The organism is Mycobacterium sp. NGS19 (assembly GCF_059813155.1).
This window is the reverse complement of record NZ_JCALEB010000003.1, coordinates 69,079-86,582: the sequence shown is the minus strand read 5'-3', so window position 1 is coordinate 86,582 and position 17,504 is coordinate 69,079. Positions and strand designations below refer to the sequence as shown.

Annotated in this window: 19 protein-coding genes and 1 pseudogene; 13 read left to right on the top strand and 7 right to left on the bottom strand. The window is 66.0% G+C overall.

Annotated features, from left to right (window positions below):
• Position 1 precedes the first annotated feature (1 nt).
• Positions 2-316 carry a putative quinol monooxygenase gene (locus AC5Y4N_RS10145; RefSeq protein ID WP_499910403.1) on the bottom strand — a complete coding sequence of 105 codons (315 nt, stop codon included), beginning with the start codon at positions 314-316 and terminating at the stop codon, positions 2-4.
• A 117-nt stretch (positions 317-433) separates the two neighbouring features.
• On the opposite strand from AC5Y4N_RS10145, the gene AC5Y4N_RS10140 reads away from it, so the two are divergent.
• Together AC5Y4N_RS10140 and AC5Y4N_RS10135 are read left to right on the top strand one after the other, a co-directional pair.
• A complete protein-coding gene (locus AC5Y4N_RS10140) occupies positions 434-799 on the top strand; it encodes a group I truncated hemoglobin (RefSeq protein WP_499910405.1) in 366 nt (121 codons plus the stop codon).
• Positions 800-865: 66 nt separating this feature from the next.
• A complete protein-coding gene (locus AC5Y4N_RS10135; RefSeq protein ID WP_499910407.1) occupies positions 866-3,349 on the top strand; it encodes an FtsK/SpoIIIE family DNA translocase in 2,484 nt (827 codons plus the stop codon).
• Positions 3,350-3,401: 52 nt separating this feature from the next.
• Here AC5Y4N_RS10135 and AC5Y4N_RS10130 read toward each other — a convergent pair whose 3' ends face one another.
• Entirely contained in the window at positions 3,402-3,914 is a 513-nt protein-coding gene (locus AC5Y4N_RS10130) for an amino-acid N-acetyltransferase (protein WP_499910412.1), read from the bottom strand.
• A 42-nt stretch (positions 3,915-3,956) separates the two neighbouring features.
• Here AC5Y4N_RS10130 and pgsA point away from each other — a divergent pair, with 42 nt between their 5' ends.
• The 4 genes from pgsA to pspM all read left to right on the top strand — a co-directional run bounded on the left by pgsA (position 3,957) and on the right by pspM (position 6,734).
• On the top strand, positions 3,957-4,589 hold the full coding sequence (pgsA, locus tag AC5Y4N_RS10125) for a CDP-diacylglycerol--glycerol-3-phosphate 3-phosphatidyltransferase (RefSeq protein WP_499910414.1): 633 nt from the start codon (positions 3,957-3,959) through the stop codon (positions 4,587-4,589).
• A gap of 52 nt (positions 4,590-4,641) precedes the next feature.
• Positions 4,642-5,007, top strand: coding sequence for a transcriptional regulator ClgR (gene clgR / locus AC5Y4N_RS10120; protein ID WP_499910417.1), 366 nt, complete (start codon positions 4,642-4,644; stop codon positions 5,005-5,007).
• 102 nt (positions 5,008-5,109) lie between these two features.
• Positions 5,110-5,922 (top strand): phage shock protein PspA, encoded by an 813-nt coding sequence (gene pspA, locus AC5Y4N_RS10115; protein WP_499910419.1) that lies wholly within the window; start codon positions 5,110-5,112, stop codon positions 5,920-5,922.
• An 11-nt stretch (positions 5,923-5,933) separates the two neighbouring features.
• A complete protein-coding gene (gene pspM, locus AC5Y4N_RS10110) occupies positions 5,934-6,734 on the top strand; it encodes a phage shock envelope stress response protein PspM (RefSeq protein WP_499910421.1) in 801 nt (266 codons plus the stop codon).
• Here pspM and AC5Y4N_RS10105 read toward each other — a convergent pair whose 3' ends face one another.
• A complete protein-coding gene (locus tag AC5Y4N_RS10105) occupies positions 6,735-7,187 on the bottom strand; it encodes a limonene-1,2-epoxide hydrolase family protein (protein ID WP_499910630.1) in 453 nt (150 codons plus the stop codon).
• A 32-nt stretch (positions 7,188-7,219) separates the two neighbouring features.
• Here AC5Y4N_RS10105 and AC5Y4N_RS10100 point away from each other — a divergent pair, with 32 nt between their 5' ends.
• From AC5Y4N_RS10100 to AC5Y4N_RS10070, 7 genes are all read left to right on the top strand, one after another.
• The gene (locus AC5Y4N_RS10100) at positions 7,220-8,383 is read left to right on the top strand and encodes a glycosyltransferase (protein WP_499910423.1); all 1,164 of its coding nucleotides are present in this window, start codon (positions 7,220-7,222) and stop codon (positions 8,381-8,383) included.
• A gap of 11 nt (positions 8,384-8,394) precedes the next feature.
• Positions 8,395-8,589, top strand: a complete 195-nt coding sequence (locus AC5Y4N_RS10095; RefSeq protein ID WP_499910425.1) for a DUF3046 domain-containing protein — start codon at positions 8,395-8,397, stop codon at positions 8,587-8,589.
• Positions 8,590-8,742: 153 nt separating this feature from the next.
• Complete coding sequence (gene recA / locus AC5Y4N_RS10090; RefSeq protein WP_499910428.1) at positions 8,743-10,872, top strand: intein-containing recombinase RecA; 2,130 nt, start codon at positions 8,743-8,745, stop codon at positions 10,870-10,872.
• Positions 10,841-11,356, top strand: coding sequence for a recombination regulator RecX (gene recX, locus AC5Y4N_RS10085; protein WP_499910431.1), 516 nt, complete (start codon positions 10,841-10,843; stop codon positions 11,354-11,356). Before recA ends, recX begins: the two co-directional genes overlap by 32 nt.
• 48 nt (positions 11,357-11,404) lie before the next feature.
• Complete coding sequence (locus AC5Y4N_RS10080) at positions 11,405-12,190, top strand: SDR family NAD(P)-dependent oxidoreductase (RefSeq protein WP_499910434.1); 786 nt, start codon at positions 11,405-11,407, stop codon at positions 12,188-12,190.
• Positions 12,191-12,201: 11 nt separating this feature from the next.
• The gene (locus AC5Y4N_RS10075; protein ID WP_499910436.1) at positions 12,202-12,672 is read left to right on the top strand and encodes an SRPBCC family protein; all 471 of its coding nucleotides are present in this window, start codon (positions 12,202-12,204) and stop codon (positions 12,670-12,672) included.
• Entirely contained in the window at positions 12,669-14,261 is a 1,593-nt protein-coding gene (locus tag AC5Y4N_RS10070) for a phytoene desaturase family protein (protein WP_499910439.1), read from the top strand. The genes AC5Y4N_RS10075 and AC5Y4N_RS10070 overlap by 4 nt, the downstream gene beginning before the upstream one ends.
• A gap of 57 nt (positions 14,262-14,318) precedes the next feature.
• On the opposite strand, the gene AC5Y4N_RS10065 is transcribed toward AC5Y4N_RS10070, so the two are convergent.
• The 4 genes and pseudogenes from AC5Y4N_RS10065 to AC5Y4N_RS10050 form a co-directional block, all read right to left on the bottom strand.
• A complete protein-coding gene (locus tag AC5Y4N_RS10065; RefSeq protein WP_499910633.1) occupies positions 14,319-15,092 on the bottom strand; it encodes a glutamate ABC transporter substrate-binding protein in 774 nt (257 codons plus the stop codon).
• A gap of 69 nt (positions 15,093-15,161) precedes the next feature.
• Positions 15,162-16,037 carry an amino acid ABC transporter permease gene (locus AC5Y4N_RS10060; RefSeq protein WP_499910441.1) on the bottom strand — a complete coding sequence of 292 codons (876 nt, stop codon included), beginning with the start codon at positions 16,035-16,037 and terminating at the stop codon, positions 15,162-15,164.
• Positions 16,034-16,705, bottom strand: coding sequence for an amino acid ABC transporter permease (locus AC5Y4N_RS10055; protein WP_499910635.1), 672 nt, complete (start codon positions 16,703-16,705; stop codon positions 16,034-16,036). The genes AC5Y4N_RS10060 and AC5Y4N_RS10055 overlap by 4 nt, the downstream gene beginning before the upstream one ends.
• Positions 16,706-16,747: 42 nt before the next feature.
• Positions 16,748-17,503: pseudogene (locus AC5Y4N_RS10050) on the bottom strand (glutamate ABC transporter substrate-binding protein); the annotation flags it as partial.
• Position 17,504: the final 1 nt, after the last annotated feature.

The following is a 17,504-nucleotide window of genomic DNA, read 5'->3' as shown; positions in this document are numbered from 1 at the left end:
GCTAGCCCCGCAGCGTGCCCTTGGCCGGATCGCCCGCAGGCACGGGTTGCAGCATCTTGATGTCGGGCGCGCCGTCCAGGTGCTCGCCGACCTCACCGAACAAGGTCGCGATCGCGGGTGCGGTGCTGTGCGTCTTGAGCGCCTCCTCGTCGGCCCACTGCTCGACGAACACGAACGTGCCATTGCTCTCGTGCAGCGCGTACAGCTCACAGCCGGGCTCCTGGTGCACCGCTTCGATCGCCCGCTTACAGGCGTCGCGCACAGTGTCGACGGACTCGGGCTTGGCGGTCATGGTGGCGACGACGACAACGGCCATGTGACTCCTCGGTTCAATGCGGATGAGATCCGCTTCACCGTAACCGTGAGCACTTCGTAGCGACCGTGCCACTCCGCGACAATGACTCCGCAACGTCGGTGCCGTTCGCTGGTCGGCATGTCCACCATCTACGCACAAATCGGCGGAGCCGTGGCCCTGGACGCCGTGGTCGACGACTTCTACGGCCGTGTGCTCGACGATCCCGAACTCGCCGGCTTCTTCCGCGGCGTCAACATGTCGCGCCTCAAAGGCCGGCAAGTCGAATTCTTCGCAGCCGCGCTCGGAGGACCCGAGCCGTACACCGGGGCGTCGATGCGCCAGGTACACCAAGGCCGCGGCATCACGATGCGGCACTTCGATCGGGTCGCCGGCCACCTGACCGCAAGCCTGGAGGCAGCCGGTGTGCCGGGGGAGACGGTCACCCAGATCATCGCGGTGATAGCGCCGCTTGCCGACGACATCGTGACCGCCAAGTCGGCATAACGAGACGCTTTTGTAACTAGTGTGGCGAATGGTGCGATTGAGGCTCATGGGACTAGGCTTGCCGGCATGCCCAGCAAGACCGCAGCCCGCTCGGGGAGTCGAACGACCAGGTCAAAGGCCAGTTCGCGGAGCGGCTCGCGGCCGGCACCACGTAAGAAACCGGTCAATCGGCGCAAGCCGGCCGGCCATGGATCCGTCGCCGCCGGAGCGTTTGCGGTCGGCCGCGGCGCACGGGCTACCTGGCTGCTGGTCGCCCGGGCTACCGGCACAGCGGCACGGTCGGTGGGCCGGGCTCACGACATCGAGCCGGGTCATCGCCGCGACGGCATCGCGCTGGCACTGATCGCCGTTGCGGTGCTGATCGCCGCCAGCAGCTGGTTCGACGCAGCCCGACCTGTCGGCCTGTGGGTGGATACGGCGCTGCGCACGCTGATCGGCTCGGCCGTGGTGCTCCTGCCGATCATCGCGCTCGCCGTCGCGGTGACGTTGACCCGCACCGAACCCGAACCGGAGGCGCGGCCCCGGCTGGTGCTCGGCTCGACCATGATCGCGCTGCCCGCTCTCGGACTCTGGCACTTGTGGTCCGGTTCGCCGTCGACACCTGCCGGTCGCCAGCACGCCGCCGGTTTCGTCGGGTTCGCGATCGGCGGACCGCTGGCGGACGGCGTGACTGCGTGGATCGCCGCGCCGCTGCTGTTCATCGGGGTGCTGTTCGGCGTGCTGCTACTCTCAGGCACCACCGTCCGCGAGGTGCCGGCGACGCTGCGCGCGATGTTCGCCGTCCGAGGCCTGCCCGCCCGGCACGAGTACGACAACGACGACAACGACTACGACGACAAGGACGACGACTCGTCCGAATACGACGACTACGACGAGGCGCAGGCGTCGAAACCGGCTTACGGCGGATACCCGAACGCCGACGCCTACCCGCTCGACGAGGACGCGCCGACCATCCCCGAACCTCCCGTCGCGGCGGGGCCGCCCGCCGAGACCAAACCGCGCCGCCGCGCGAAGAAGCCCGCCGCCGCGGATTTCGCCGTGCTCGACCGGGTCGTCGAAGGTCCCTATGTCCTGCCGTCGCTGGACCTGCTGATCCCCGGCGATCCGCCGAAGCGGCGCAGCGCAAGCAACGACCACATGGTCGAGGCGATCTCGTCGGTCCTGCAGCAGTTCAAGGTCGACGCCGCCGTCACGGGCTGCACTCGCGGCCCGACCGTCACCCGCTACGAGGTAGAGCTCGGGCCCGGCGTGAAGGTCGAGAAGATCACGCAGCTGCAGAAGAACATCGCCTACGCCGTCGCCACCGAGAGCGTCCGGATGCTCGCGCCGATCCCCGGCAAATCCGCCGTCGGCATCGAGGTGCCCAACGTCGACCGCGAGATGGTGCGGCTGGCCGATGTGCTCACCGATCCGTCCACCCGTCGCGACCACCATCCGCTGGTGATCGGACTCGGGAAAGACATTGAGGGCGAATACGTTTCGTGGAACCTCGCCAAGATGCCGCATCTGCTGGTGGCCGGTTCCACCGGTTCGGGCAAGTCGAGCTTCATCAACTCGATGCTGGTGTCGCTGCTGGCCCGTGCCACACCGGAGGAGGTCAGGATGATCCTGATCGACCCCAAGATGGTGGAACTGACGCCGTACGAAGGCATTCCGCACCTGATCACCCCGATCGTCACGCAGCCGAAGAAAGCGGCGGCCGCGCTGGCATGGCTGGTCGAGGAGATGGAGCAGCGCTACCAGGACATGCAGGCCTCGCGGGTGCGTCACATCGACGACTTCAACGCCAAGCTCAAGGCGGGCCAGATCACCACGCCGCTGGGCAGCAAGCGCGAGTACCAGCCGTACCCCTATGTGGTGGCAATCGTCGACGAGCTCGCCGACCTGATGATGACGGCGCCGCGCGACGTCGAAGACGCAGTGGTGCGGATCACGCAGAAGGCCCGCGCCGCCGGCATCCATCTTGTGCTGGCCACGCAGCGCCCGTCCGTCGACGTGGTGACCGGACTGATCAAGACCAACGTGCCGTCCCGGTTGGCATTCGCGACGTCGTCGCTGACCGACAGCCGGGTGATCCTCGACCAGCAGGGCGCCGAGAAATTGATCGGGATGGGCGACGGGCTGTTTCTGCCGATGGGCGCCAACAAGCCGATCCGGCTGCAGGGCGCCTACATCACCGACGAAGAGATCCACGCTGTCGTCGCCGCGTGCAAAGCCCAGGCCGAGCCGCAGTACACCGAGGGCGTCACTGCCACCAAGACCAGCGGCGAGCGCAAAGAGGTCGACCCCGACATCGGTGACGACATGGACGTCTTCCTGCAGGCCGTGGAACTGGTGGTGTCGTCGCAGTTCGGATCGACGTCGATGCTGCAGCGCAAGCTGCGGGTGGGGTTCGCCAAGGCCGGACGGCTCATGGATTTGATGGAGACCCGCGGCATCGTCGGCCCCAGTGAGGGGTCCAAGGCCCGCGAAGTGCTGGTCAAGCCCGACGAACTCGCCGCGACGCTGGCGTCGATCCGCGGCGTCGACGCCGCCGACGACGGCGAGTAGCGATTTCGGTGCGTTTCCCGGCGCTGAGCGCCGGTTAGCGCCCCGAGATCGCCTAGAGCATCAATAGCATTCGCGAGTTTCCGAGAATGTTGGGCTTGACGTAGGACAGGTCGAGAAACTCCGCCACACCGGTGTCGTAGGAGCGGCACATCTCCTCGTAGACCTCCGCGGTGACGGGGGTGCCTTCGATCTCGACGAAGCCGTGCTTGCTGAAGAATTCGGTCTCGAAGGTGAGCACGAACACGCGCTGCAGCTCCAGTTCGCGCGCGACGCGGAGCAACTGGTCGACGATCGCGTGGCCGATGCCCCGGCCCTTGACCTTCGGGTGCACGGCGACCGTGCGTACCTCGCCGAGGTCCGACCACATCACATGCAAAGCCCCGCAGCCGATCACTTCGCCGTCGAGTTCGGCGACCCAGAATTCCTGGACTGCCTCGTACAGTGTGACGAGGTTCTTCTCCAGCAGAATCCTGCCGGCGTAGATGTCGACCAGGTCCTTGATGGCCGGCACGTCGGATGTTCTCGCCCGCCGAATCACCAGGCCGTCGGGACGCGCGTCGCTCACACACCGAACATATCGGCTGCGTGCAACGGATATTCTGATGCGGTGCCAGCGCCCACCTCACGTGACCCGGCGGCGGCGACCACGTCACCGACGGCGCGGCTGGTCAATATCGCCAACGTGCTGACCGCTGTCCGGCTTGTGCTCGTGCCGGTGTTCCTGTTCGCGCTGCTCGCCGACGGTGGCGATGAAAGCCGTTGGCGGATCGCGGCATTCGTGATTTTCGCGGTGGCCATGATCACCGACCGGTTCGACGGCGCGTTGGCCCGCAGCTACGGGATGATCACCGAGTTCGGCAAGCTGGCCGATCCGATAGCCGACAAGGCGCTGTTGGGCGCGGCGCTCGTCGGGCTCTCCCTGCTGCACGAATTGCCCTGGTGGGTGACGGTGGTCATCCTCGTCCGCGAGATCGGGGTGACCGTGCTGCGGTTCGCCGTGCTGCACCGCGGCGTGATCCCGGCAAGCCGCGGCGGCAAGCTCAAGACGCTGGTGCAGACGGTCGCGATCGGGCTGTTCATCCTGCCGCTGGCCGGGATGTGGCACACCGCCGCGGTGGTGATCATGGCCGGCGCGATCCTGCTCACGGTGGTCACCGGAATCGACTACGTCACGCAGGCGGTCAAGGGCGCACGCCGGGCTGAGGACCGGGCCGCCGGGAACCATCCGGCGGGCGGCTGACGTTGCCAATGGAGAGGTCGTCCGTAGAGATCCGCCACTGAAGGAGTGCACCATGGCAGCGTTGCTGCGCGAGGTGATCGGCGACGTGCTTCGCCGCGCCCGCATGTCGCAGGGGCGGACCCTGCGTGAGGTTTCCGACTCGGCGAGAGTGAGCCTGGGCTATCTGTCGGAGGTGGAGCGGGGACGCAAAGAAGCGTCGAGCGAACTACTGACTGCGATCTGCGGGGCGCTGGACATCCCGCTGTCCGAGGTGCTCACGGATGCCGGCCGCCAATTGCAGCGTCAGGAGCGCGCCGAGGTGGCCGACGTTGTCACCACGGCGGCCAAGATCGACGAGGCAACCAAGGTGGTCATCCCGCCGGTCGTCTCCCTGGCGGCCGACGAGGGCGTGCCCGAAGAGCAGATGGCGCTCGCGTGACCCCCTGCGGTTGACGGCGGGAAACGGATAAATTGGCCACACGCCCGTTGTCTAGGCCCGACAGCACGACACCAACTCCAGAAACGAAGGTGGAACCGACTCATGGCCAACCCGTTCGTCAAGGCGTGGAAGTACATGATGGCGCTGTTCTCGTCCAAGGTCGACGAATACGCCGACCCGAAGGTCCAGATCCAGCAGGCCATCGAGGAGGCACAGCGCCAGCACCAGGCGCTCACCCAGCAGGCCGCCCAGGTGATCGGCAACCAGCGTCAGCTGGAGATGCGGCTCAACCGTCAGCTCGCCGACGTGGAGAAGCTGCAGGTCAACGTGCGCCAGGCGCTGACCTTGGCCGACCAGGCCACTGCGGCAGGGGATGCAGCCAAGGCCGCCGAGTACAACAACGCTGCCGAGGCGTTCGCGGCACAGCTGGTCACGGCCGAGCAGAGCGTCGAGGACCTCAAAGCCCTGCATGACCAGGCGCTCAACGCTGCCGCGCAGGCCAAGAAGGCGGTCGAGCAGAACGCGATGGTGCTGCAGCAGAAGATCGCTGAGCGCACCAAGCTGCTCTCGCAGCTGGAGCAGGCCAAGATGCAGGAGCAGGTCAGCGCGTCGCTGCGGTCGATGAGCGAGCTGGCCGCACCGGGCAACACGCCCAGCCTCGACGAGGTCCGCGAGAAGATCGAACGCCGCTACGCCAACGCGCTGGGTGCCGCCGAGCTGGCGCAGAACTCGGTGCAGGGCCGGATGCTCGAGGTACAGCAGGCCAGCGTGCAGATGGCCGGGCATTCGCGGCTCGAGCAGATCCGGGCGTCGATGCGTGGGGAGGCTCTGCCCGCCGGCGGCACGACAGCGTCGCCCACGCCGGCCACCCCGGCTACTGAGCCGGCGCAGCAGAACCCCCTCAGCCAGCAGTAAGGCCCGTGTCGATGGCGGTGAAACCTCGAAGCGCCTACCGCTCGCTGTGGCAGCGGGGTGTCGACACCGTCAGTGAGTACGCCGACCTGCTGGCGCACACGATCAAGCGTGCCGCCGATCCGCGGGCGCGGCTACTGCGCAAGCGCCGCTGGGCGGCGCGGCTGACGCTGTTGTTTACCGGCACGTTCTTGTTCTGGGCGATGGTGACGGCGTTACTGGCGTCGTGGAGCACGCCGGCGTGGGCGCTGCCCATCCCCGGCGCGTTCGCGGTGGGATCGGCCTGGCTGGCGACGCTGCTGGGCTTGCGGTGGCGCTGGCTGCATAAGGAACCACTGCCCGCACCCCGCCCGGGCGTGGTGCGCCGGCTGCCTCCGTTCGGGTCGGCGGCGCGGGAGCCCATGGCCGCGCTCGCCGCGGCAGAACGCGGGATGTTCTCGTTGCTCGGGGTCATCGAGCGCGCAGAGCTGTTGCCGCCCAATGAAATTCAGGAAGTGACCCGAACCGCCGACGAGGCAGCCGCAACGATGGCGGCCACAGCCCGCGACATCGTCTCGATGGAGAAGACCATGCGCGCCACCCCGTCGTCACGCGTGTCGCTGAGCCCGACGATCCACGCTTTCGCCCAGCAGCTCGACCACGGCGTGCGCCAGTACCACGACATGGTCAACGCCGCCGCGCAGCTGGTGTCCACGTCGAGCTCGCCGATGTCGCGTCAGCAGTACCGCAACGAGCTCGTCGGCGCCACCGACCGTCTGCTCGGCTGGGCGCAGGCGTTCGACGAACTCAACGGCCCTCGACGGCTGATCGGCTAGCTACAGCGACCGCCGCAGCGGCGGGATCGCGATAGCGAGCAGCCCGCGCACCACCGCCTTGAGGAAGTCCACCGCGTCGAAGTAGTCGCGCCACAACGTGATTCGGCCGTCGCGGACCTCGAACACGCCGCACACCCAGAACTGCGCCTGGAACGGGCCGAACGCCAGCACGTCAGTGCGTTCGGTGAGCACCGACGAGCCTTCGGTGGCAATCCGGTGGAACTTGACGTCGAAACCCGCGCTGGGCCGGCTCAGCCCCCGCATGAGTTTCATCGTGCGCCGGCGGCCGCGAACCCTCGAGTAGCCGACGTTCTCGTAGACGACGTCCTCGGCGAGCGCGGCGTCGGCGGCGTCGAAATCCTTGTCGCGCAGGGCGTAGAGAAAGCGCTCGACGACGGCCGCCGGGTCGGTGGTCACTGGACGGGCGGGCAGCTGATCGGTCATGCCCGCCAGCCTAGGAGCATTGCGTGTGGCAGGGTAGGCCGGTGCGTGTGGCCGTGGTCGCCGGGCCTGATCCGGGGCACTCGTTCCCGGCCATCGCGTTGTGCCTGAAGTTCCTGGCCGCCGGTGATCAGCCGACGTTGCTGACCGGCGTGCAGTGGCTGGACACCGCGCGCGCCGCGGGTGTCGACGCGATCGAGCTTTTGGGCCTAGACCCCACCGAGCTCGACGACGACCGTGACGCCGGCGCGAAGATCCACCAGCGGGCGGCGCGGATGGCGGTGCTCAATGCGCCTGCGCTGGCGGCCCTGGAGCTCGACGTGATCGTGTCCGACGTGATCACCGCCTGCGGAGCGCTGGCCGCCGAGATGGTCGGCGTGCCGTGGATCGAGTTGTCTCCCCATCCGTTATATATGCCGTCAAAAGGCTTGCCGCCCATCGGAAGTGGGCTCGCGCCCGGTGTCGGAATCCGCGGCCGCGTGCGAGACGCCGTGATGCGCCGCCTGACGGCGCGCTCGCTGCGGGAGGGGCAGCGGCAACGCGCGGCGGCGCGGGTGGCCGTGGGCCTGCCGGCGAAGGGTGTCGATCCGCTGCGGCGGCTGATCGCGACCCTGCCGGCGTTGGAGGTGCCTCGGCCGGACTGGCCGGCCGAGGCCGTGGTGGTGGGGCCGCTGCACTTCGAGCCCACCGACGCCGAGTTGTCGCTGCCGCCCGGCGACGGGCCCGTCGTCGTGGTGGCGCCGTCGACGGCGCAGACCGGTGCGCTGGGCTTGGCGCAGGTAGCGCTGGACTGCTTGATTCCGGGCACGACGCTGCCGGACGGGGCGCGGGTGGTGGTGTCGCGGCTCGCCGGTGAGGATCTGCCGGCGCCGCCGTGGGCGGTCGTCGGGTTGGGGCGTCAGGACCGGCTGCTGTCGCGTGCCGACGTCGTCGTGTGCGGCGGCGGGCACGGGATGGTGAGCAAGACCCTGCTGGCCGGCGTGCCGCTGGTGGTGGTGCCCGGGGGCGGAGACCAGTGGGAGATCGCGAATCGCGTTGTGCGACAAGGAAGTGCGCGGCTGGTTCGGCCGCTGACCGCCGAGGCGCTGGCATCGTCGGTCGGGGAGGTGCTGGCGTCACCCGGTTACGGTGCGGCCGCGCGGCAGGCGGCCGCGAGCGTCGCCGACGTGGCAGATCCGGTACGGGTGTGCCGCGACGCGGTGGCGTAATTTGGGCTGCGATGCGGCTGACGGAATTCCACGAACTGGTCACTAAACAGTTCGGTGCCGCGTATGGGGCGTCGGTGCTTGTCGACCATGTGCTGACCAGTCTGGGAGGACGCACAGCGGCGCAGGCGATCGAGGACGGTGTCGATCCGCGTGACGTCTGGCGGGCGCTGTGCGCCGACTTCGACGTGCCTCGCGACCAATGGTGAGTGGCTCGGCGTGTCATCTTGAGTCGAACAGATGTTCGTCTACAGTGGTCGATGTGCGGCGGACGGGACTTGTCGGTGGTCTGCTCTAGCGTCGCGACCAACTGATCGAGACCTCGATCAACCGAACATCACTACGTGAGAGAGGCATCACTCATGACGCAGGCTCCTGACCGCGACAAGGCGCTGGAACTGGCGCTGGCCCAGATCGAGAAGGCCCATGGCAAAGGCTCGGTGATGCGCCTGGGGGACGAGGTGCGTCAACCCATCTCGGTGATCCCGACAGGCTCGATCGCGCTCGACGTGGCGCTGGGTATCGGAGGCCTGCCCAAAGGCCGGGTCATCGAGATCTACGGCCCCGAGTCCTCGGGTAAAACCACCGTCGCTCTGCACGCGGTGGCCAACGCCCAGGCGGAGGGCGGCATCGCGGCGTTCATCGACGCCGAGCACGCGCTGGACCCCGAATACGCCAAGAAGCTCGGTGTGGACACCGAGTCGCTGTTGGTGAGCCAGCCCGACACCGGCGAGCAGGCGCTGGAGATTGCCGACATGCTGATCCGCTCCGGCGCGCTGGACATCATCGTGATCGACTCGGTGGCGGCGCTGGTGCCGCGCGCGGAGATCGAAGGCGAAATGGGCGACAGCCACGTCGGTCTGCAGGCCCGGTTGATGAGCCAGGCGCTGCGGAAGATCACGGGCGCGCTGAGCAATTCGGGGACGACGGCGATCTTCATCAACCAGCTGCGGGAAAAGATCGGTGTGATGTTCGGGTGCGGTTCCTATGACACCCGCGTCCAGTTGGCCGACGGCACCACCGAGAAGATCGGCAAGATCGTCAACCAGAAGATGGACGTCGAGGTGTTGTCCTATGACCCGGACACCGACCGGATCGTGCCCCGCAAGATCGTGAACTGGTTCAACAATGGTCCCGCCGAGCGGTTCTTGCAGTTCACCGTCGAGAAGTCCGGCGGAAACGGCAAGTCGCAGTTCGCCCTGACGCCTAACCACCTCATCCGCACGCCGGCTGGTTGGACGGAGGCTGGTGACATCATCGCGGGCGATCGTGTGATGGCGAGCGAGCCGCATCTGCTCAGCGAGCAACAGTTCCAGGTGGTGCTCGGTTCGCTCATGGGAGACGGCAACCTTTCACCGAACCGGCGCAACCGCAACGGTGTGCGGTTCCGGTTGGGACATGGCGCCAAGCAAGTGGACTACCTGCAGTGGAAGACCGCCCTACTGGGCAATATCAAGCACACGATGAGAGTGAACGACAAAGGCGCTCGCTTCGTGGACTTCACTCCGTTGCCGGAACTAGCTGAATTGCAGCGTGCGGTCTATCTCGGAGACGGCAAGAAGTTCTTCTCCGAGGAGTACCTCAAGGCGCTCACCCCGCTGGCGTTGGCGATCTGGTACATGGACGACGGCTCTTTCACTGTGCGGTCGAAAGGAGTGCAGCAGCGCACCGCTGGGGGCAGTGGCCGCATCGAGATCTGCGTTGAGGCGATGAGCGAAGGTACCCGAATGAGATTGCGGGACTATCTTCGTGACACCCATGGCCTCGATGTCAGGCTCCGTCAGCTGGGCAGGGCTGGTAAGGCAGTGTTGGTGTTCTCCACGGAGGCCACAGCGAAATTCCAAGAGTTGGTGGCGCCTTACATCGCGCCGTCGATGGAGTACAAGTTGCTGCCTCGTTTCCGCGGACAGGGCACGGTGACGCCGCAGTTCGTCGAACCCTCGGAGCGGCTGGTACCTGCGCGCGTCCTCGACGTCCACGTCAAGCCGCGCACTCGGTCGATGAACCGCTTCGACATCGAGGTCGAAGGCTCGCACAACTACTTCGCCGACGGGGTGATGGTGCACAACAGCCCCGAAACAACCACGGGCGGAAAGGCATTGAAGTTCTACGCCTCAGTTCGCTTGGATGTCAGGCGAATTGAGACACTGAAAGACGGCACCGACGCGGTGGGCAACCGCACCCGCGTCAAGGTCGTCAAGAACAAAGTCAGCCCGCCGTTCAAACAGGCCGAGTTCGACATCCTGTATGGCAAGGGCATCAGTCGCGAAGGCTCGCTGATCGACATGGGGGTGGAGCAGGGCTTCATCCGCAAGTCCGGCTCGTGGTTCACCTACGAAGGCGAGCAGCTGGGCCAGGGCAAGGAGAACGCCCGCAACTTCTTGCTCCAAAACGTCGACGTGGCCAACGAGATCGAGAAGAAGATCAAGGAGAAGCTCGGCATTGGCGCCGTGATCACCGATGACGTACTGCCAGCCCCCGTCGACTTCTGAGAAGCGCGAGGAGCAGGCGCGGGCACTGTGTCTGCGCCTGCTCACCGCGCGGGCCCGCACCAGGGCAGAGCTGGCCGCACAGCTGAAGAAGCGTGGCTATCCCGACGACGTCAGCGCCAAGGTGCTGGATCGGTTGACTGATGTCGGTCTGGTTGACGACGCCGGGTTTGCCGAGCAGTGGGTGCAGTCACGCGGAGCCAGCGCGTCAAAAGGCAAGCGCGCGTTGGCCGCCGAGTTGCGGACCAAGGGTCTCGACAATGACGTCATCGAGGCGGCGCTGGGTCGGCTCGATGCGGCTAGTGAGCATGACAGGGCCGTCACGCTGGTCCGCACGAAGCTGCGCCGGGAGAACCTCGACGGCGACCAAGCCAAGGTCATGCGGCGGCTGGTCGGAATGCTGGCGCGGCGCGGCTACAGCGAAGCCCTGTGCTTCGACGTCGTCAAGACCGAGCTGGCGCTGGAGCTGGAGCGGCGACGGACGTAGACGCTGGGTGGGGCGTTTGGCGTGGCTGGCTCAGGGTAGCCAGCCGAGATGGAAAACCGCCTCGCATTGGTGACGGGCGCCTCGAGCGGGATCGGATACGAACTGGCCCGATGCTTCGCCAGAGATCGATACGACCTGGTCCTGGCCGCTGACGAGCCAGCCGTGGTCTCACGAGCCGACGAGCTTGCCGACGCTGGCGTGCGTGCCCGGCCGGTTCAGGTGGATCTTCGCCATCCCGAGGGAGTCGAACGTCTCTACCGCGCGGTCACCGAAGACGGGCGCCCGCTTGACGCGGCGGTGCTCAACGCCGGTATCGGTCGGGCCGGGCCTTTTCTCGAGGGGAGTCTGGAGGACGACCTCGCGATCGTCGCGCTGAACGTGCGCTCCACGGTCCATCTGGCCAAGCTGGTGATCAAAGACATGGCTGCTCGCCGAGCCGGCAGGGCGTTGTTCACCTCGTCGATCGTGGCGGGAATGCCCGGATGGGATCAGTCGATCTACAACGCGTCGAAATCGTTCGTCCAGTCGTTTGCCCTGGCTCTTCACGACGAGTTGCGCGGCACCGGAGTCAGCGTCACCGCGTTGATGCCTGGCCCTACCGCGACCCGCTTCTTCGCGCGCGCTGGTATGGCCGACACCTTGCTCGGCCGTATGCCCAAAGAAGACCCATGCCGAGTGGCCGAGCAGGGCTACGCCGCGATGATGCGCGGCGATCGGAAGGTCATTGGCGGGTCATGTATTTCGAAAGCTGTAGGCGTCACTAACTGGTTCTTGCCCGACTCGGTGAAGTCGGCTGCGAACCGGTTGATCCTCACCCGAACAGGAAGCCACTGAAAGGACGCGGAATGACATCGCCGAAAGAAGCCGACAGCCCACTGACCGCGACGCGGGACACGACGGCAACGCGTCAGCGGGTCTGGGAGGTGATCGCGGACGGCTGGACGTATTCGCAATGGGTGGTCGGCAACACCAGGATGCGGGCAGTCGATCCTCGCTGGCCCGCCCCGGGCAGCAAGATTCACCATACGATCGGCATTTGGCCGGTGGTGCTGAACGATGAGACCGAGGTCGAGTCGTGCAAACCGGAGGAAGAGATCGTTCTCCTCGCAAAGGGCAGGCCGTTCGGCGGGGCGCGAATAACGTTGCGGCTCTTCGATAATGAAGACGGATGTCGGATCGACATGGCTGAGGTCCCTGTCGGCGGTCCGCTCAGTTGGGTGCCGCGCCGACTGGCGCTGGCTGCGGCATGGCCCAGAAACAAGGAATGCCTGCGCAGGCTGGCTGCTCTGGCCGAACGCCGCAGTGAGCCTCAGTGAGCAGCCGAACGGCTGACGCGGTCGTCATCGGCGCCGGCCACAACGGGCTGGTGGCTGCCGCGATGCTTGCCGATGCCGGCTGGGATGTGCTCGTGCTCGAAGCACAACCCGCACCGGGCGGCGCGGTCAAAAGCGCCGAACTGTTCCCGGGATACATTAGCGACTTGTACAGCGCGTTCTACCCGCTGTCGGTGGTGTCGCCGGCGCTGCAGGCGCTGAACCTCGAAGAGCATGGGCTGCGCTGGACTCATGCCCCAGCCGTCGTCGGACATCCAAGCTCGGCTGATGACGAGGATGCGCCGCTGATCTACCGAGACCTGCACCGCACCGTGGCCGAACTCGACCGACGCCATCCTGGCGACGGGCAGCGGTGGGCCGAGTTGTTCGAGCAGTGGCAAGACATCAAGGACGGCCTGCTGGCAACTCTGTTTGCGCCGTTCCCCCCGATTCGCGGTGCAACTGCGCTCTTACGCAAGCTCGGCGCATCCGGCGCTCTCGATTTGGCCCACATGCTCATGCTGCCCGCCGGTGTGATGGCTGAGCAGCTCTTCGGCGGCGAGGCGGCCCGGCTTTTGCTGTTGGGAAACGCAATGCACGCCGATGTGCCGATCGACGCTCCCGGTAGCGGGGTGATGGGGTACCTGCTGATCATGATGGCCCAAGACGGTGGCTGGCCGGTACCCGTCGGCGGTGCCGGTCAGCTGGCGGCGGCGCTGGTCAACAGGGCTACCTCCGCCGGCGCGCAGATCCAGTGCGGCCGCGAGGTCGTCGGGATCGACGTGCGCGGCGGCCGCGCCGTCGGAGTGCGCGTCGCCGACGGCACGACCGTGCAGGTGCGCCGGGCCGTGATCGCTGACACGTCTGCGCCGCGGCTCTTGTGCGAACTGCTCCCTGCCGATGTGATCCCCGACGTGGTGTCTCGCGGTATGAGCCGATTCATTTGGGACACACCGGTTTTGAAGATCAACTATGCGTTGGACTCTGCGATCCCATGGCGGTCCAAGGCCTTGACCGAAGCGGGCACGGTACACCTCGGTGCCAACCATGACGGGCTGGTGCGGTGGATGGCCGACTTGAACACCGCCACCGTTCCACAGCGCCCGTTCATGTTGTTCGGGCAGATGACCACCGCCGATCACACCCGCTCACCAGCAGGCACTGAAAGTGCTTGGGCTTACACGCATTTGCCTCGCGGCGTATTCGACGACGCGTCCGCCGACCGACTGTCGCAGGCTGTCGACGAAGTGCTCGAAGAACACGCGCCCGGGTTCAGCGAGCACGTCGTCGGCAAAGTCACTCAGCGGCCTTCCGACCTCGAGGCCAGCGACGCCAACTTGCACGGCGGAGCGGTCAACGGTGGAACGTCTCAGCTGTACCAACAGTTGATCTTTCGGCCTGCCCCTGGATTCGGCCGAGCCGAGACACCGGTCGAAAACGTCTTTCTCGGCAGTGCGGGCGCTACCCCGGGCGGGGGAGTGCACGGTGTGTGCGGCCGCAATGCCGCTCGTGCGGCGCTGATGTCCGACGGTGCGCGCGGTTGGCCGCGACGACGGCTGAGCCGGGCGCTGCTGCGCCGAGTGTCGGGTTGATCCACGCCTCATCATGAAAAGCGTGGAACAACCTCACACTCGGCGCAGGGGCAAATCTCAATACCGGTCGATTCGCGGCGGCGGCGGCGCCTTGTAGCCGGACGGCCCCAGGTTCTTGTCGAACGCCGCCTGCCATGCGCCGCTGTCGATCATCTTCTGCAGCGCACCATTGATCTTCACCCGAAGATCATTGTTGTCCTTCGCCAGTCCGATTCCGTACAGTTCCAGCGAAAACGGCTGCCCCACAAGCTTCATCGTGCCGGGATCCTGTGCGGCGTAGCCGGCCAGGATCACCGCGTCCGTGGTCACCGCCTCTACCATGCCGTCCTTCAACGCCTGCACGCACGCCGAGTACGTGTCATACAACCGCAACTGCACATCCGGATACTTCTGCTTGATCCGCTGCGCCGATGTGGAATCCGGCACCGAGCACACTATCCGGTTGCCAGTCAACGACTCTGGGCCGACGATGTAGTTGTTGTCCGCACGCACCAACAGGCTTTGCCCCGACTGGAAATAGGGTCCGGCGAAGCCGATCTTCTGCTTACGCTCTGGCGTGATCGAATACGTGCCCACGACGTAGTCGACCTCGCCCTGCTCGATCAGCTGTTCGCGGTCTGCCGGCCGCGCCTCCTTCCACTCGATCCGGTCATCCTGGTATCCGAGCTGCCCGGCCACATATCTCGCCACATCCACGTCGAAACCGCTCATCGAGCCGTCCGGCTTTCTCAGCGACAAACCCGGTTGGTCGTACTTCACGCCGATGGTGATCTTGTCTGCACTCGGCTGCCTCACCACGAGGATCACCACGGTGGCGATGACCGCGAGCACGAGGGCGCCAAGTATCAGCAGGCGGCGGCGGCTGAGCAGCTTGTCTCCCAAGAACTTCCCCCTGCAGCTCTACGCTCCAGCCGTGTCCATTTCGGCCGTTCGTGTGACTGGCGCCGTCGCCGCAGCGGTACGGCTACGACGACGCAGCCTAGCCTCCAGCCGGCCGGCAAGCCATGACAACGTCACGTTCGCCATGATCATCAGGACAGCGATCACCACCAGAGCGGGCACATAGTTGCTGTACTGCGCACCGATCAAGGTGCCCTGGCGGACCATCTCCAGAAATGTGATCTGGTAGCCGATGGCCGTGTCCTTGAGCACCACCACCAATTGCGAAACCAGCGCGGGCAGCATCGCCGTGATCGCCTGCGGCAGCAGGATCAACCGCATCGTCTGGCTGGGACGTAGACCGAGCGCCAACGCGGCCTCGGACTGGCCCCGGGGCAGCGCATTGACCCCGGCGCGCACGATCTCGGCGATCACCGCGCCGTTGTACAACGTCAACCCTGTCACCACACCGGCCAACGCCAACTGCTTGGACGGGAATACGTCGTACAGCGCATACAGGAAGTACGCGAAGATCATCATGATCAGTACCGGCACCGCGCGGAAGAACTCGACGACCGTGCCGGACATCCACCGGATCGCCCGCGATGTCGACAACCGGCCCACTCCCAGCACCACGCCCAACGCAAACGCGAGCACGATGGATATCGCCGCCGCTGTCAACGTGCCTTGGACGCCGGGCAGGATGTAGGTCTGCCACAGATTCGACGTCGTGAAAGGTCGCCACTTCTGGGCGCTCAGTTGATCTTTCGCGTCGAGCCGGGCTATCACCACCCACATCGCTGCTGCCAGCGCCACCACGATGACCACGGAGACGATCCGGTTGCGTGCCACCGCGCGAGGCCCTGGCACGTCGTAGAGCACTGTCGATTCGCTCACCTCGCTACCGCCAACCGTCGTCCGAGATACGTGAAGACCACACCCAGCGGCAATGTCAACACCACGAAGCCGGCTGCGAAGATCGCGCCGACGGCAAGCAGTGCGGCGGTGTTCTCGATCATGTCTTTCATCAGCAGCGCCGCCTCGGCTACACCGATCGCCGAGGCGATCGTGGTGTTCTTGATGAGCGCGATGAGGACCGACCCCAGCGGCGCGATCACCGCCCGAAAGGCCTGCGGCAGCAGGACTATTCGCAAGTTCTGACTGAACGTCAGCCCCAGCGAACGCGCCGCCTCGGCCTGTCCGAGCGGTACGGTGTTCACCCCGGCGCGGACCGACTCGCACACGAAGGCGGCGGTGTAGATCGCCAACCCCAGCACGGCCAGCCGAAAGTTACTGTCTTCGATAAAGGTTGGCGACTTCCCCGAGGCGAGTGTGATTCCGAGGGTTTGTGCCAAACCGAACGAGCAGAACAACAGAATCAACGTCAGCGGCGTGTTGCGCAGGATGGTGACGTACGCCGCGCCCAGCCACCGCAGTATCGGCACCGGCGAAAGGCGCATCGCGGCAAGCATTGTGCCGAGCACCAGCGCACCAATCGCCGAGTAGAGAGCGAGTTTGATCGTGGTCCAGAAGGCGTCGATGATCTGGCTGCGATACTGCGACAAGACCTGCGAGCCGGCCTCGGCCGCCGGGCGCGCCACATATCGGTCGATCTTCGGCGGCGGAGGAGGCGTATAGCCCGACGCGCCGAGATTCTCCTCGAAGAACTTCTGCCACTGCCCGGTGTCGATCATCTTCTGCAGCGCATCATTGATCTGCGTACGCAGTTCGTCGTTGTCCTTGGCCACCCCGATGCCGTAGAGCTCCGTCGAGAACGGTTTCCCGGTCAGCTTGAGCACGCCGGGATTCTGCTGCACGTAGCCGGCGAGGATGACCCCGTCGGTGGTGACGGCGTCGACGGCCCGGTTCTTGAGCGCCTCCACGCACAGCGAGTAGGTGTCATAGCGCTGCAGCTGCACGCCCGGATACTTGTCCTTGATCCGTTGCGCCGGTGTGGAACCGGCTACCGAACACAGCCTCTTGTTGTTCTGGAGCGACTCCGGGCCGACGATGTCCGTCTCGTCCGACCGCACCAGCAGGCTTTGACCGGTCTGGAAGTACGGGCCCGCGAACGCGACCTTCTTCTTGCGCGCATCGGTGATCGAATAGGTGCCGACGATGTAGTCGACTTGGCCGTTCTGGATCAAGGTCTCCCGCTGGCCCGACGGCGCTTCTTTCCATTCGATCTCATTCGGCTTGTAGCCCAAGTGTTCTGCGACGTACCTGGCTACGTCGATGTCGAATCCGCTCAGCGAACCGTCGGGTTTGCGCAGACTCAGACCCGGCTGGTCGAACTTCACACCGACGGTCACCTTGTGGCCACCGGTGCCGCAACCGGACATCATGAGCGTCGACATCAGCATC

What these genes read in the sequence shown, in the direction of transcription:
- AC5Y4N_RS10140 (WP_499910405.1), top strand. Translation starts at nt 434, where the DNA reads ATGTCCACCATCTACGCACAAATCGGCGGAGCCGTGGCCCTGGACGCC.
- clgR (WP_499910417.1), top strand. Translation starts at nt 4,642, where the DNA reads ATGGCAGCGTTGCTGCGCGAGGTGATCGGCGACGTGCTTCGCCGCGCC.
- pspM (WP_499910421.1), top strand. Translation starts at nt 5,934, where the DNA reads ATGGCGGTGAAACCTCGAAGCGCCTACCGCTCGCTGTGGCAGCGGGGT.
- AC5Y4N_RS10135 (WP_499910407.1), top strand. Translation starts at nt 866, where the DNA reads ATGCCCAGCAAGACCGCAGCCCGCTCGGGGAGTCGAACGACCAGGTCA.
- recX (WP_499910431.1), top strand. Translation starts at nt 10,841, where the DNA reads ATGACGTACTGCCAGCCCCCGTCGACTTCTGAGAAGCGCGAGGAGCAG.
- AC5Y4N_RS10075 (WP_499910436.1), top strand. Translation starts at nt 12,202, where the DNA reads ATGACATCGCCGAAAGAAGCCGACAGCCCACTGACCGCGACGCGGGAC.
- recA (WP_499910428.1), top strand. Translation starts at nt 8,743, where the DNA reads ATGACGCAGGCTCCTGACCGCGACAAGGCGCTGGAACTGGCGCTGGCC.
- pspA (WP_499910419.1), top strand. Translation starts at nt 5,110, where the DNA reads ATGGCCAACCCGTTCGTCAAGGCGTGGAAGTACATGATGGCGCTGTTC.
- AC5Y4N_RS10145 (WP_499910403.1), bottom strand. Translation starts at nt 316, where the DNA reads ATGGCCGTTGTCGTCGTCGCCACCATGACCGCCAAGCCCGAGTCCGTC.
- AC5Y4N_RS10095 (WP_499910425.1), top strand. Translation starts at nt 8,395, where the DNA reads ATGCGGCTGACGGAATTCCACGAACTGGTCACTAAACAGTTCGGTGCC.
- AC5Y4N_RS10080 (WP_499910434.1), top strand. Translation starts at nt 11,405, where the DNA reads ATGGAAAACCGCCTCGCATTGGTGACGGGCGCCTCGAGCGGGATCGGA.